General features: G+C 68.9%; 15 protein-coding genes. 11 read left to right on the top strand and 4 right to left on the bottom strand.

Annotated elements, in window-relative coordinates; translation table 11 throughout:
* Position 1: 1 nt before the first annotated feature.
* A complete protein-coding gene (locus ACZ5LB_RS09230; RefSeq protein WP_464605902.1) occupies positions 2 to 700 on the bottom strand; it encodes a pirin family protein in 699 nt (232 codons plus the stop codon).
* A 122-nt stretch (positions 701 to 822) separates the two neighbouring features.
* Between ACZ5LB_RS09230 and ACZ5LB_RS09225 the strand changes: the two genes are divergently transcribed.
* From ACZ5LB_RS09225 to ACZ5LB_RS09210, 4 genes are read left to right on the top strand one after another with little or no spacing between them, the layout of a single operon-like run.
* On the top strand, positions 823 to 1,251 hold the full coding sequence (locus ACZ5LB_RS09225; protein WP_464605901.1) for a universal stress protein: 429 nt from the start codon (positions 823 to 825) through the stop codon (positions 1,249 to 1,251).
* Complete coding sequence (locus ACZ5LB_RS09220) at positions 1,251 to 1,910, top strand: SDR family NAD(P)-dependent oxidoreductase (protein ID WP_464605900.1); 660 nt, start codon at positions 1,251 to 1,253, stop codon at positions 1,908 to 1,910. Before ACZ5LB_RS09225 ends, ACZ5LB_RS09220 begins: the two co-directional genes overlap by 1 nt.
* 32 nt (positions 1,911 to 1,942) lie before the next feature.
* Entirely contained in the window at positions 1,943 to 3,343 is a 1,401-nt protein-coding gene (locus ACZ5LB_RS09215) for a heparan-alpha-glucosaminide N-acetyltransferase domain-containing protein (RefSeq protein WP_464605899.1), read from the top strand.
* Positions 3,336 to 4,592, top strand: coding sequence for a hemolysin family protein (locus ACZ5LB_RS09210; protein ID WP_464605898.1), 1,257 nt, complete (start codon positions 3,336 to 3,338; stop codon positions 4,590 to 4,592). The genes ACZ5LB_RS09215 and ACZ5LB_RS09210 overlap by 8 nt, the downstream gene beginning before the upstream one ends.
* Here the strand turns inward: ACZ5LB_RS09210 and ACZ5LB_RS09205 are convergent.
* Entirely contained in the window at positions 4,580 to 4,942 is a 363-nt protein-coding gene (locus tag ACZ5LB_RS09205) for a response regulator (protein ID WP_464605897.1), read from the bottom strand. The two genes, ACZ5LB_RS09210 and ACZ5LB_RS09205, sit on opposite strands and share 13 nt — an antisense overlap.
* Before the next feature lie 72 nt (positions 4,943 to 5,014).
* On the opposite strand from ACZ5LB_RS09205, the gene ACZ5LB_RS09200 reads away from it, so the two are divergent.
* The 6 genes from ACZ5LB_RS09200 to serC all read left to right on the top strand — a co-directional run bounded on the left by ACZ5LB_RS09200 (position 5,015) and on the right by serC (position 11,093).
* The gene (locus ACZ5LB_RS09200; RefSeq protein ID WP_464605896.1) at positions 5,015 to 6,283 is read left to right on the top strand and encodes a glycoside hydrolase family 113; all 1,269 of its coding nucleotides are present in this window, start codon (positions 5,015 to 5,017) and stop codon (positions 6,281 to 6,283) included.
* A 10-nt stretch (positions 6,284 to 6,293) separates the two neighbouring features.
* On the top strand, positions 6,294 to 7,034 hold the full coding sequence (locus ACZ5LB_RS09195) for a response regulator (protein ID WP_464605895.1): 741 nt from the start codon (positions 6,294 to 6,296) through the stop codon (positions 7,032 to 7,034).
* Between the two features lie 2 nt (positions 7,035 to 7,036).
* Complete coding sequence (locus tag ACZ5LB_RS09190) at positions 7,037 to 7,675, top strand: histidine phosphatase family protein (RefSeq protein ID WP_464605894.1); 639 nt, start codon at positions 7,037 to 7,039, stop codon at positions 7,673 to 7,675.
* A gap of 130 nt (positions 7,676 to 7,805) precedes the next feature.
* The gene (locus tag ACZ5LB_RS09185; RefSeq protein WP_464605893.1) at positions 7,806 to 9,044 is read left to right on the top strand and encodes a DUF1015 domain-containing protein; all 1,239 of its coding nucleotides are present in this window, start codon (positions 7,806 to 7,808) and stop codon (positions 9,042 to 9,044) included.
* A gap of 63 nt (positions 9,045 to 9,107) precedes the next feature.
* On the top strand, positions 9,108 to 9,980 hold the full coding sequence (locus ACZ5LB_RS09180) for an NAD(P)-dependent oxidoreductase (protein WP_464605892.1): 873 nt from the start codon (positions 9,108 to 9,110) through the stop codon (positions 9,978 to 9,980).
* Positions 9,981 to 9,989: 9 nt separating this feature from the next.
* Positions 9,990 to 11,093 (top strand): 3-phosphoserine/phosphohydroxythreonine transaminase, encoded by a 1,104-nt coding sequence (gene serC, locus ACZ5LB_RS09175; RefSeq protein ID WP_464605891.1) that lies wholly within the window; start codon positions 9,990 to 9,992, stop codon positions 11,091 to 11,093.
* 109 nt (positions 11,094 to 11,202) lie between these two features.
* Here serC and ACZ5LB_RS09170 read toward each other — a convergent pair whose 3' ends face one another.
* Positions 11,203 to 11,637: a hypothetical protein gene (locus ACZ5LB_RS09170; RefSeq protein WP_464605890.1), complete on the bottom strand. Its 435-nt coding sequence runs from the start codon at positions 11,635 to 11,637 to the stop codon at positions 11,203 to 11,205.
* 187 nt (positions 11,638 to 11,824) lie between these two features.
* On the opposite strand from ACZ5LB_RS09170, the gene ACZ5LB_RS09165 reads away from it, so the two are divergent.
* Entirely contained in the window at positions 11,825 to 12,886 is a 1,062-nt protein-coding gene (locus ACZ5LB_RS09165) for a tetratricopeptide repeat protein (RefSeq protein WP_464605889.1), read from the top strand.
* Here the strand turns inward: ACZ5LB_RS09165 and ACZ5LB_RS09160 are convergent.
* Positions 12,849 to 14,102 carry an HD-GYP domain-containing protein gene (locus ACZ5LB_RS09160; RefSeq protein ID WP_464605888.1) on the bottom strand — a complete coding sequence of 418 codons (1,254 nt, stop codon included), beginning with the start codon at positions 14,100 to 14,102 and terminating at the stop codon, positions 12,849 to 12,851. The two genes, ACZ5LB_RS09165 and ACZ5LB_RS09160, sit on opposite strands and share 38 nt — an antisense overlap.
* Positions 14,103 to 14,123 lie beyond the last annotated feature (21 nt).

Here is a 14,123-nt window from a genome sequence, read left to right as displayed (position 1 = left end):
GTCAGGCCAGGTCGAACACCAGCACCTCCGCCCGCGCCTTCCCCGTGAGGCGCAGGCCGGGCGCTCCGGTCACCGCGGCGCCGTCCCCGGCCGCCAGGTCCACGCCGTCCAGGTCCACGCCGCCCGCGGCCACCTGCACCCAGGCCGCCCGCCCCGGGCGGAGCGGCATCTCCAGGACCGCGCCCGGCTCCAGCACCGCCGTCCAGAGGTCCACGTCCTGGTTCCAGTGCAGGGACCCCTCCCGGCCGCCCCGGCTGGCCAGGAGGGCGAAGCGGCCCGTCCTGGCCTCCACGGGGAAGGCCTTCTCCTCGTAGCCGGGGGCCAGGCCGGTCTTCTCGGGCAGCACCCAGATCTGGAGGAAGTGCACCGGCTCGGTGTCCGAGGCGTTGAACTCGCTGTGCCGGATGCCGCTGCCGGCGGTCATGCGCTGGGCGGTGCCGGGCCTGAGCGCGTGGCGGCCCCCGGTGCTGTCCTCGTGGGCCAGGGCGCCCGAGAGCACCCAGGTGAGGATCTCCATGTCCCGGTGGCCGTGGGTGCCGAAGCCCTGGCCGGGCTGCACCCGGTCCTCGTTCAGGACCCGCAGGGCCCGGAACCGCTCGTGGGCGGGGTCCTGGTAGTCGCCGAAGGAAAAGCTGTGGTGGGTGTCGAGCCAGCCGAAATTGAAATGTCCGCGCTCGTTGGCGGGCCGCTTGAGGATCATGGGAGCACCTCCTGGGATCAGTATACGTGTTTAAACATCTATTTCAAGACCCGGGCGTTCGCACTTCCCTGGCCGGGGCTTGACGCCGGGACTATGTTGGAGGTGTCCCCTGGAGATGCCACATGATCAATCGGGTGATCGTCGGAGTGGATTTCTCGGATGCCTCCCGGGCCGCCCTGGCCAAGGCGTCCATGTGGGCCCGGACGTTCGGGGCGCCCCTGGTGGCGGTGCACGTGCTGCAGCCGCCCGCGCCCATGTTGCCCGAGGCCCAGATCGCGCTGCCGGATCCGGCCTGGCTGCAGTCCATGGAGGCCCACGCCGCGGACCACCTGGGGCAGTGGGTGGCCGACCTTCCGGGGGCGGCCCTGGAGGTGAAGTGGGGCAGCCCCGCCGAGGAGCTGGTGGCGATGGCCGATCCGGATTCGCTCCTGGTGGTGGCCCAGGTGGGGCACTCGGGCATCGAGCGGCTCCTGTTCGGCTCCACCGCGGCGCGGGTGGTCAAGCACGCGCCCTGCGACGTGCTGGTGGTCCGCCACGGGAAGGCCCGCTGATGCGCGCCCTGGTCACGGGCGCCAACCGCGGCATCGGCCTGGCCACGGCCCGGGGCCTGGCGGCGAAGGGGCTGGAGGTCGTCCTGGGCAGCCGGGTGGCCGCGGAGGGCGAGGCCGCCGCGGCCGGGATCCCGGGTTCCACGGTCCTGCCCCTGGACGTGGCCGACGGGGCCTCGGTGGCCCGGGCCCTGGCGGCCCTGGGCCCCGTGGACGTGCTGGTGAACAACGCCGGGGTGTGCCCGGAGGGCACGGCGCTCCAGGTGGCGCCGGAGGCGGTGCGCCAGGCCTTCGAGGTGCACGTCTTCGGGCCGCTGGCGCTCATCCGGGGACTCCTTCCGGGGATGCTGGACCGCGGCTACGGGCGCATCGTGAACCGCAGTTCGGGCTGGGGCTCCTTCGGCGAGGGCCTCACGGGCCCCTTCGCCTACGCCGTCTCCAAGGCCGCGCTGGACGCCCTCACCTTCTCCCTGGGCCATGACCTCCAGGGCGACGTGAAGATCAACGCCTGCTGCCCGGGCTGGGTGGCCACGCGCATGGGCGGGGCCGCGGCGCCCCTCGTGCCGGAACAGGGGGCCGACACCCCCATCTGGCTCGCCACGCTGCCTCCGGACGGGCCCAGCGGAGGCTTCTTCCGGAACCGCAAGCCGATCCCCTGGTAGCCTCGGCGGGGCAAGTAGGGCACCATTTCAGGATGTCCCTACAGTCCCTTTCGGATCCGACCCCTTCAAGGCGCTGCGACTGGCTCGACCTCATCCGGGGGTGGGCCGTGATCGTCATGATCGAGGTCCACTGCGTGAACGTCTGGCTCCACCAGGGGCTGATCCCGGACTGGCTCAACTACCTCAACGGGCTGGTGGCGCCCAGCTTCATCCTGGCGGCGGGCTACAGCCTGGCCCTGTCCACCTTCCGCCCCGACGGGACGATCCGGCCCTTCGCGCCCACCGCCAGGCGCCTGGGCTTCATCCTCCTGTGCGCCTACCTCCTGCACGCCCCGGGCCTGACACTGGCCGAGTGGACGGTGCTGGCCACCCCGCAGAAGTACCGCGAGCTCTTCAAGATCGACGTGCTGCAGTGCATCGTCTATTCCCTCCTGATCCTCCAGGGGCTGGCGCGGCTGATCCGCCGGCCCATGGCCTACGCCGCCGTGGCCCTGGCCCTGGCGCTGGGCGTCACCCTGGCCGCACCCCACCTGTGGCGCGCGGGCGTGGCCGACGGACTCTGGATGCCCATCCGGGGGTTCGTCAACGGCAACACCGACCGGGGCGTGACGGCCCTGTTCCCGCTGTTCCCGTGGTTCGCCTTCGCGGCCTTCGGGTCCGTGCTGGGGGCGCTGTACCGGCATTTCCGGGTGCTGCCCGTGGAGGGCCGGGCCCGTTGGACCGAGGGACGGTGGCTGGGGGTGTTGTCGGCGGTGGGCCTGGTCCTCCTGGTGTGGGGCACCTGGCAGGCGAAGACCTGGCTTTGGAACGGGCCCTGGACCCAAGGGGAGATGGGGCGGCTCCACAACACCACGCTGCCCAGCGTCGCGCAGCGCATGGGGGTGATCTGTCTGGCGGGGGGCTTCCTGGGGTGGTTCGAGGCGGTGAGGGGCCGGTGGCCAGGCGCCAACGTGGTCATGGCGGCGTCCCGGGAATCCCTGCTGCTCTACCTCCTGCACCTGAATCTCATCTTCGGCCTGCTGCTGGCCGATCCCATCCGCCTGCGCACCGGATGGGGCTGGTACCAGTTGGGCTGGACCGGGACCCTCGCCCTCACGGCCGCCATCATTGGCCTGAACCTGGCGGCGGGCGTGGCCTGGCAGAAGGTAAGGAAGGATCCCCCGCGGGCCTGGCGGCTCCAGCGCGCGGGCCTGGCGGCCCTGGGGTTCTGGTTCCTGACGGGGGGCTGGGTCACCTACCACCACTTCCGCAGGAGTCCCGAATTGGCCACGGAGCCCTACGCCTTCCTCAACGCCGCCCGGGTCCGGAAGGGCCTGCCCCCCACGCCCGACGGGCTCAGCCGCGACCCCATGGAAGCCATCCGGGAAAAGGCCCGCCTGCACGGGAAGCTCACGCCCGATGAGAAACGCCTGCTAGAATTGCATCGTGACTGAACCCCCGAGTATCGCCCCTGGCCCCTGGCTCGTCGCCCTCATCGTCCTCGTCCTCCTGTACCGGGCCATCATGGCCGGGCTCCTGGAGGCCTTCCACGCCCTGCCGTCCATCCAGCGCCGGCGCATGCTGGAAGGGGAGGCCATCCGCAACCGCCTGTTGGCCCAGCTTCTGGTGGATCCCCACGTGCTGGGCCTGGGCATCTCCCTGCTCAACCAGGCCCTCCTGGTGGTGCTCCTGGGCCTCGCCTGGCCCCTTCGCGAGCTCCTGCCCGGAGGGGGCTTCACGCTGGGGGCCCTGATCCTCGTCTACATCTGGGCCATGGACCTGGCCCTGCCCACCCTGGTGGTGGCCAGCGACCCCGGCGTCTGGATGGAGCGGCTCTTCCCCTGGTATGGCCCCGCCCACCGCCTCCTGGCGCCCCTGGTGGCCCCCCTGGCCCGGGTCGTGCAGCGCCAGCGGGCCGACCACGACCGCACCCGCCTGGACGAGGACGAGGACGTGCCCGAGGAGGCCGTCACCGCGCTGCTGGAGGAGGGCGAGGCCGAAGGCATCCTGGAGGTCGAGGACCGGGAGCTCATCCGCAACGTGGTGGAATTCGGCGACACGGTGGTGCGCGAGGTGATGACGCCCCGCACCCTCGTCCAGGGCATCCCCGTGACGGCCACCTTCAAGGAGGCCTGGGCGGCCTTCCGCGACAGCCGCCACTCGCGCATGCCCCTCTACGACGGCACCATCGACACCATCGTGGGCATCCTGATCCTGAAGGACCTCATGCAGGTGGGCCGGGACGCCCCGGAGGACCTGGCCACCCTGGCCAAGCCGCCCTGCTTCGTCCCCGAGAGCAAGAACATTCTCCACCTCCTGCGCGAGATGCAGCGCAACCGCCAGCAGCTGGCGGTGGTGGTGGACGAGTTCGGGAGCGTCTCGGGCATCGTGAGCCTGGAGGACCTCCTGGAGGAGGTCTTCGGGGAGATCCACGACGAGCACGAGTTCCAGCCCGAGATCGTGGAGGTGGTGCCGGGCGAGTTCCTGGTGCCGGGCCAGGTGCACGTGGACGATCTGGAGGAGCGCACCGGGCTCGTCTGCGAACGGGACGGCTTCGACACCCTGGGCGGGCTCATCATGGCGCGACTGGGCCGCATTCCCGTGCCCCACGAGGTCCTGGAGGTGGAAGGCGCCCGCCTCACGGTGCAGAAGATGGAGGGCCGCAGGATCCTCCAGGTGCTCGTGCAGCGTCAGGACAGGTAGGCCTGGATCTTGCCCAGGAGCCGCGTGAACTCCACGGGCTTGCTCTCGAAGTCGGTGCAGCCCGCGGCCATGGCCTTCTCCCGGTCGCTGGTCATGGCGTGGGCGGTGAGGGCGATGATGGGAATGTCCCGGGTGTTCTCGGAGGCGCGCAGGAGCCGCGTGGCCTCGTAGCCGTCCAGCCTGGGCAGGCTGATGTCCATGAGGACCAGGTCGGGCAGGGCGGCCCGGGTCACGGTCACGGCCTCCTCCCCGTCCTCGGCGAAGATGACCTCGAAGCCCCGCCTCGCCAGGAGCCGGGACAGGGAGTCCCTGTTCATCTCGTTGTCTTCCACGAGCAGGATCTTCGGCATCGTCCGCCTCCAGGCCAGTTTAGCCGGGAAATTGTTCTCCATGCGACTTAAGCTGAAAGGGTTGGAGAACGCATGTTCAAGAAGATCCTGGCCGTGCTGGCCCTCGCCGCGGTTCCCGCGACCGTCGCCCTGATCCGCCACAAGTCCGCCCGGCGCCTGGTGCCCCAGCCCCGGGGCATTGTCCTGGGGATGTACGCGGGCCTGCCGGACTACGACTACCGGGAGGAACTCGAGCGCATCGCCGGCACCGGCGCCACCTGCGTGAGCCTCCAGGCCATCTACCGCATGGAGACGGGCCGGAGCGACGAGGTGGTGCGCCACCCCACCAGCAGCCCCACGGAGCGCGCGCTGCGCCGCACCTTCCGCCAGGCCCGGGACCTCCAGCTCCGGGTGATGTTCTTCCCCACCATCAACCTGCGCGACGAGGCGGAGAACGCCACCTGGTGGCGCGGCAACATCCACCCGGCCCACTGGGATCTGTGGTGGGCCGACTACACCGCCTTCAACGTGCACCTGGCCGCCCTGGCCCAGGAGGAGGGCGTGGAGTGGTACAGCGTCGGCACCGAGATGGCCAGCACCCACCCCTTCCCGGACCAGTGGCGGGCCCTGGTGGCCCAGGTGCGCAAGGTGTACAAGGGCAAGATCACCTACAGCGTCAACTTCGACAGCCACGACAGCTTCACCTTCGGGGACTGCCTGGACGTCATCGGCATGAACACCTACGACCCCATCGACAAGTCCGAGGACTATCCGCGGCCCGAGGCCATCCGGGACGCCTGGTGGTGGATCGTCAACAAGGCCCGCACGCTCCACGCGCGGTTCGAGAAGCCGGTCATGATCACCGAGGTGGGCTACCCCAGCGTCGCCGGCGCCCACGTGGGGCCCTGGGACTTCCGCACCGACAAGCCCCGGGACCTGGAGCTCCAGGACCTGCTGGTGGGCGGGGCCCTGAAGGTGCTGCGCAACTGGAGCGACGGCGAGGCGGTCTTCTACTACCTCTACGGCGAGAACATCAACGTCAAGCCCGTGGGCGGGCCCGAGGACCGCACCTACGCCGTGTGGGGCAAGCCTGTGGAGAAGACCCTGCGGGACTATTTCGCCCTGCCCATCTTCGAGGGCCACATCCCCCCCAAGCCCAGCGACCGCCACGACGCCATGATCCAGACCCTGGTGAGCCACCTGCGCAAGGAGCGGGACTACGAGGACGGGGCCCTTCCGGCCTGGGCCGTGGCCTGGATGGCCACCCACCCCGCCGACGCCGCCCAGGCCCGGGCCCTCATCGCCGACGAGCCCCGGCCCCGGCACAAAATCCCCAAGGGCCAGGAATCCGAAACCCACTAGACTGGCATCGATGATTACTCCGACCGGTCCCCGTCCCGCCAAAACCGCCCTTCTGGTGGAGGACGAGCAGTCCACCTTGCGGTTCTACCTGGCCGGCCTCAAGGGCCTTCAGGAATTCACCCTCGTGTCCGCCGCCAACGGCCGGGAGGCCCTGGACCGCCTCCGGGACCAGCCCGTGGACGTGGTGGTCACCGACCTCAACATGCCCGTGCTGGACGGCTACGGCCTCATCGCGGCCCTGGCCCAGCGGTACCCGAGCCTGCCCATCATCGTCATCACCTCCGTGGCCGACCCCTCCCTGCAGAACCAGGCCCTGGACCTGGGGGCCCTCCAGGTGATCCCCAAGCCCCCCAAGCTCTCCACGCTCATGGAGGCCATCCGCACCGCGGCCAGCCTCACCGCCCCCGGCCTGGTGCGGGGCGTGGGCATCGGCAGCCTCCTGCAGCTCATGAACTGGGAGCGCCGCACCGCCACCTTCACGGTGCGCGGCCCCGACGCCACGGGCTACCTCTACGTGAGGGAAGGGGAACTGATCCACGCCGCCCTGGGCCAGGAGGAAGGCCTCCTGGCCGCGTACCAGATCCTGAGCTGGGACGGGGTCCAGGTGGAGTTCGTCTACACCTGCCGCGTGGAGCCGAGCATCGACCTGCCCCTGCCGGAGGTGCTCATGAACCTGGCCCTGTTCCGGGACATGAAGGTGAAGAAGCAGCTGCCCCGCAACCCCTTCTACGAAGACAACTGGAACGCCTGACCATGCGCATCATCCTCGCCCGCCATGGCGAAACCCAGTGGAACGTGGAAGGCCGGCACCAGGGCCAGACCTTCGACATCCCCCTTTCGCCCCGGGGCCGCGAGCAGGCCCAGGCCCTGGGCCGGCGCCTGGCGGGCCTGGAGGTGGCCCGGGCGGTGGCCTCCCCCCTCCTGCGGGCCCGGCAGACCGCGGAGCTGGCCCTGGGGGAACGGCCGCTGACCCTGGACAGCCGGCTGGTGGAACTGTCCCACGGCGCGTGGGAAGGGCGGCTCACCTCCGAGATCCAGGAATCGCACCCCGACCTGCGCCGGGCCTGGCGGGAGACCCCCCACCTGGCGACCCCTCCCGGCGGCGAGGGCTTCCGGGACGTGGAGGCCCGGGCCTGGCCCGCCCTGTGCGAAGCCTGCCGAGGCCTGGGTCCGGAGGAGGTGGCCGTCCTCGTCACCCACGACGGGGTCAACCGCGCGCTGCTGGCCCGCATCCTGGGACTGGATCTCAGCCGGGTCTGGGCCTTCCGCCAGGCCCCCACCTGCCTTAACCTGCTTGAGGGAACCGATGTGGATCATCTCCAGGTGGTGCGGCTCAACGACGCGGCCCACCTCCATGACCTGTTCGGTGAAGGGGTGCACCGGAGGCTCTAGGGCCTCCCGGATGGCATGGCAAAAAATTTTCACACATTAGGAAATTTCTTTCTTATGCCCCTCTCCTTTGCCAAAATACCTCATCATCTTTAATAGTCCCTTGGCAACCCTCTCTCCCAGGAAGGATCGTATGTCCCAGCTGAAGCCCTTCAAGGCCTACCGTCCCAAACCCGAACTCGCCGGCCAGGTGGCCGCCGTGCCGTACGACGTCGTGAACACCGACGAGGCGCGGGCCCTGGCCGCCGGCAACCCCCACTCGTTCCTCCACGTGGGACGCCCGGAGATCGATCTCCCGGCGTCCACCGACATCCACGCCGACGAGGTGTACGCGCAGGGCGTGAAGGCCCTCCAGCGCCTGATCAGCGAAGGCACGCTCGTGCACGAGGCCCAGCCCTGCCTCTACGTCTACCAGCAGCGCATGGGCGACCACGTCCAGGCCGGGCTCGTGGGCCTGTGCTCGGTGAAGGAGTACGAGGACGGCCAGATCAAGCGCCACGAGTACACCCGCAAGGACAAGGAGGACGACCGCACCCGCCACGTCACGGAGCAGGCCGCCAACGCCGAGCCGGTGTTCCTGGCCTACCGCGCGGTGCCCTACATCGACTCCCTCGTCGACAAGATCCGCGCCACTGAACCCCTCTACGACATCGTCACCCCCGACGGCATCGGGCACACGGTGTGGCTCATCGACCACGAGACCCACATCTACACCCTCAACCACCTCTTCGACGCCATCCCCGCGCTCTACATCGCCGATGGCCACCACCGCACCGCCGCGGCCATCCGCTACGGCCAGGCCCGCCGCGCCGCCGCCCAGGACCCCACGGGCGACGAGAACTTCGAGAGCTTCATGGCCGTGGTCTTCCCCCACAACCAGCTGAAGATCATGGACTACAACCGCGTGGTCAAGGACCTGGGCGGGCTGACCCCCGAGGCGTTCCTGGCCAAGGTCGGCGAGCGGTTCACCGTGGCCCCGACCGCGGACCGGAGCCCCAAGGCCCCCACCTCCTTCGGCATGTTCCTGGGCGGGAAGTGGTATTCCCTCACCGCCAAGCCCGGCACGTTCCCCGCCGACGACCCCGTTCGCAGCCTGGACGTGAGCATCCTGCAGGAGAACCTCCTCGCGCCCGTCCTGGGCATCCAGGATCCCCGCACCGACACGCGCATCGACTTCGTCGGCGGCATCCGCGGCATGGACGAGCTCGAGCGGCGCGTGGCCAACGGCTGGGCCGTGGCCTTCTCCATGTTCCCCACGTCCCTGGAGCAGCTGATGGACGTGGCCGACGCCGGCCAGATCATGCCGCCCAAGTCCACCTGGTTCGAGCCCAAGCTGCGCTCCGGCCTGCTGGTGCGCCTCTACGAAGACTAGCGAAACGACGGGGGCCGCCCGGCGCGGCCCTCCAACCATGCCCATTCCCATTGGAGGTACCCCATGAAGATCCTCATCGCGGACGCGTTCGACGCGACGCTGCCCAAGCGCCTGGAAGCCATCGGTGACGTCTCCAGCGACATGGCGGACCTGGGCGGCGCCCACGTCCTCCTGATCCGCTCCAAGACCACCGTCAACCCCGAACTGCTCGCCAAGGCCCCGAACCTCAAGCTCGTAATCCGCGGCGGCGTCGGCCTGGACAACGTCGACAAGGAGGCCTGCAAGGCCAAGGGCATCAAGGTCATGAACACCGCGGCCGCGTCCAGCGTGTCCGTGGCGGAAATGGCCATGGCCTTCATGGTCGCCATCCCGGCCCGCCTCATCGAGGCCCACATGGCCATGAAGGAGGGCAAGTTCCCCAAGAGCGAGCTCAAGCGCACCGAGCTGTTCAAGAAGACCCTGGGCCTCATCGGCGCCGGCGCCATCGCCACGGAAGTGGCCAAGCGCGCCGCGGGCTTCGGCATGAAGGTCATCGCCTACGATCCCTTCCTCTCCTCCCACGCCCACGCCGAGCTGAAGACCCTGGACGAGGTGCTCGCCCAGTCCGACTTCCTCAGCTTCCACACGCCCCTCACCGACCAGACCCGCGGCATGTTCAACGCCGCGACCATCGCCAAGATGAAGGACGGCGTGATCATCATCAACACCGGCCGCGGCAAGGTCGTGGTCGAGAAGGATCTGGCCGAGGCCCTGGAGTCCGGCAAGGTGCGCGCCTACGGCACCGACGTGTGGCCCAGCGATCCCCCGCCCGCGGACTGCCCCCTGCTCACGGCCAAGAACGTCTTCATGGCCCCGCACATCGGCGGCAGCAGCAAGGAGAACCTCGGCCGCATCGGGGACATCGTCGTCGAGACCCTTTCCACGTTCAAGATCTAGGAGATCGAAATGACCAACCGCGCGATCAACTTCTACGCCGGCCCCGCCGGCCTGCCCCTGCCTGCCCTGGAACGGGCCAAGGAAGAGCTCCTGGACTTCGCCGGCACCGGCATGTCGGTCATGGAGGTCAGCCACCGCTCCAAGGAATACGACGCCGTCCACGAGGAGGCCCTGGCGCTCACCCGTGAGCTCATGGGCATCCCCGCCAACTACAAGGTCATCCTGCTCCAGGGCGGCGCCCACCTCTCCTTCGGCATGATCCCCCTCAACTACCTGCGCGGGAACCACAAGGCCGACTACATCAACACCGGCAACTGGGCCGAGAAGGCCTACAAGGAGGCCAAGCTCGTGGGCGGCGAGGAGCGCGTGCGCCTGGCCGGGTCCACCAAGGCCGAGAACTACGCCCGCCTCCCCAAGGCGTCCGAGCTGAACATCCACCCGGATTCCCTGTACGTGCACTTCACCTCGAACAACACCGTCGAGGGCACCCAGTGGCAGGAATTCCCCGAGACCGGCGGGATCCCCTACGTCTGCGACATGTCCTCGGACATCATGTGGCGCCCCTTCGACGTGTCGAAGTTCGGCATGATCTACGCCGGCGCCCAGAAGAACCTCGGACCCTCGGGCGTCACCCTCCACATCGTCTCCGATGAGTTCCTGGCCAAGGCCGAGGCCCAGGACCTGCCCAGCTACCTGCGCTACAAGCTCCACGCCGAGAAGAACAGCCTCTACAACACCCCGCCCACCTTCGGCATCTACATCCTGCGCAACGTGCTGGCCTACAACAAGTCCATCGGCGGCCTCAAGGCCATCGAGGCCAACAACCGCAAGAAGGGCGAGCTGCTCTACGGCTGCATCGACCGGCACGCGGGCTTCTTCAAGCCCTTCGTCACCGAGAAGGCCGACCGCTCCCTGATGAACGTCGACTTCTTCCTCCCCACCGAGGAGCTCACCGACGCCTTCGTGAAGGAAGCCAAGAAGAACAACATGATCGGCCTCAAGGGCTATCGTGACGTGGGCGGCATCCGCGTTTCCACCTACAACGCCGTCACCGTCGAGAACGTCAAGACCCTCGTGGAGTTCATGGAAGCCTTCGTCAAGAAGAACGGCTAGACTGCGCCGCCGTCAGGATGAGGACGCCCCCCGGCCGGGGGGCGTCCTCTCGTTTATCCGCGTTCCCGCGGGGAGAGGGCTGCGACCGCGCCGATCCCCCTCGAAACTGTCAATTCCTGGGGCTCCCGATGACGATCTGGGTCCCCGAAAGGACGAGTTTCGTTCCGGAAGGCAGGGTCACGGAGACGGGGTCGGCCGCCTTGGGGGAGGCGACCTGCACCTTCACCTGCTTGTACCCTTCGTCCCGGATGAAGAACGTGTGCATGAGCTTGCCGGCGGCATCGCGCGAGGCGAAGACGGTGGCGACCTTCCTGGGGCCAACCTCCACGTCCTTCGAATCCCAGGGCTTCAGCGTGGACGATTTGCCGTCTAGGGAAACGGCCAGTTCCCCGGTGTTGCCTTCATTGCCCTGGACGAGGATGACGTACTTCGCGGTGGATTGGTTGACGACCGTGATCGGCTCCTCCCTGGCCGCGGAGAGCGCGGAGGTCGCCGCCAGGGCGGTCCCGAGGAGAAGCAGGTGGAGAGGACGGAAGGAGGGCATGGGTGCTCCGGAGGGGATAGGGACGAGGTCGCGCCGGCGGTGGAAGCTGACGCGAGGGGAATTAATAAAACATAATTTGATTTCGATTCTTCGCCAGGGATCTTCCCGTCTCGGGGCTCGAATCGCCCAATTCGAATGCATGCAATGGCTTATCATCAGGAGGACCCCCTTTCCGACCGGATCCGCCATGCTTCATCCGAAACCCGACCCCCTGGGACGCTGGCTCATCGGCCTCGCGGTGGCGGCGGTGTGTGTGCCGGCGGGGCTGGCCCTGGCCGGGCGGGGACCCGAGCCCCGGACCGTCCTGGCGCTCCTGGGGATCGGCCTGGCCGCGGCCGGGGCGGGGGCTGTCCTCCTGAACCGGGGCCCCGCGGACGACGGGGACGCCGCCGACCCCCTGGAGCTGGGCCTGCGGCGCCTGCTGGCCGCGGTGCGCAGGCCCCGGGACGTGGCGTGGTACCGCTGGGGCCTGGCGGCCTCCCGCCGAGGGAACGCGCTGGCCTTCCTGGAGGAGGCGGCCCGCCTGGGCCACGCGGAGGCGCATTTCGAGCTGGGCCTCTTCCATGAAGAGGGCGGCATGGGCCAGGCGGGGCGCGAAGTGGCGGCCCGGCATTTCCGCGCCGCGGCGGAGGCGGGGCACGCCGAGGCCGCCTTCCGCCTGGCGGAGCTGCTGCGCTGGGGCATCGGTCCCGCCCGGGACCCGGGGGCCGCCCAGCGCTGGTACCTGCGCAGCGCCAACGACGGCTTCCGTCCCGCCATGGAATGGCTGTCGCGGGCCTACGAATTCGGGGTGGACCTGCCGGAGGACCTGGAGAAGGCCGTGTACTGGACCGTGAAGGCCCGCGATGCCGAGCGGGTGGGGCTGCGGATCAGCCACTTCGCCCGGGCCAGCCGCCTGGGGTCGAGGGCGCAGGAGGAGATCACCCAGGGGTGGGAGGCCACCGTCGAGACCCTGGCCACCGCGGATCCGGACCGGGGGCAGGCCTGCTTCATGCTGGGCATGAGCCTCCTCACCGGCACCGGCGGCAGGCCGAGGGATCCCCAGGCCGCGGAGGTGTGGCTCCGGCGCGCCGCGGAGGCGGGCCACGTGGAGGCCATGGCCGAACTGGGCGCGCTGCTGGAGCCTTCCGGCGATGCCCAGGCGTGGTTCCAGCGCGCCGGCGCGGCGGGGCACCAGGGCGCCCAGATCCGGCTGGGTCAGCTGGATCCGCTCAGGCCCTGGGGATATCCAGGTAATCGTAAGGATTGACCTTCCAGTCGTCGGGGTCCTCGTTGCCCACGATGGCGTCCATGCCGTTCTCCGGGTCGGCCAGGTCCAGGTCGAAGGGATCGATCCGGGTGCGCTTCACGCAATCGTACATCACCCGCAGCTTGGGGCTGAGCAGCCCCTCCTGGCTCTGCTCCAGGACCACCGCCAGGCGCCGGCTCTCCAGCTGCACCAGGGAACCCACGGGGTAGATGCCCAGGGCGTGGATGAAATGCTGGACCAGCTCCCCGTCCATGTGGGGCTCGGCGGTGGCGGTGGGATCGCTCCACTCGTAGATCTTCTTGAGGGCGAGGGGGGGCTCCATGCCCTTGTGGTAGACGCGGTTGGAGGTGATGGCGTCGTAGACGTCCACGATGGCCGCCATGCGCCCCAGGAGCGAGATGTCGGCGCCCTTCTTGCGCAGGGGGTAGCCCGTGCCGCAGAACTTCTCGTGGTGCTCCCCGGCGATCTGGAACACCGTCTCGGAGATGCCCGGGGTCTTGTGCAGCACCTCGAGGCCCAGGTTCACGTGGTTCTTCATGATGGTGAACTCGGCGTCGGTGAGCTTCCCGGGCTTGTTGAGGATGTGGTCGGGCACCCGCATCTTGCCGATGTCGTGGAGCATGCCGCCCACGCCGGCCTCGTGGATGATCTCCGGCGGCAGTTCCATGGCCCGGCAGAAGGAGATGAGCAGGGTGGCCACGCTCACGGAGTGCTGGAACGTGTAGGTGTCGCCTTCGCGGATGCGGCACAGGCTCACCAGGGTGCCGGGGTTGCGCAGGATGGAATCGGTGATCTGGCTGACCACCGGCTCCACCCGCTCCACCTGGATTCGCTTGCCCAGGCGCACGTCCTCGAGGATGGAATGGATGACCTTGTTGGCCTCCTTCGTGATCTGCTTGGCGAAGACCAGCTCCTCCTGGTGGCTGGTCTTGACCTCGGCGCCCGGGGCGGTGGCCACGGGGGAGCTGAGGATCTTCTCCTCGATGATCTGCTCGACCGCGTCACGGCTGGGCGCGTCCACGTCCTCCAGCACGTCGATGCCCTTCTGGGTGTCGATGTAGACCTCCGTGATGCCGCTCTTGGCGATCTTCTCCAGGTCGGCCTCCTTGCGCAGCATGAAGCTGTTCCGCAGGAAGGAGTGGTCCATCCAGCCGCAGTTGAGGTCGTGGATGAACATTCCCAGCCTGAGATGCTGCTTCCCCACCTTCTTGATCATCGGTCCATCCCTAATGATTCA

The sequence above is a fragment of the Mesoterricola sp. MK458 genome (assembly GCF_055384935.1).
Note: the sequence above shows the minus strand (reverse complement) of the source record. Positions and strands in the feature narration are given on the sequence as shown.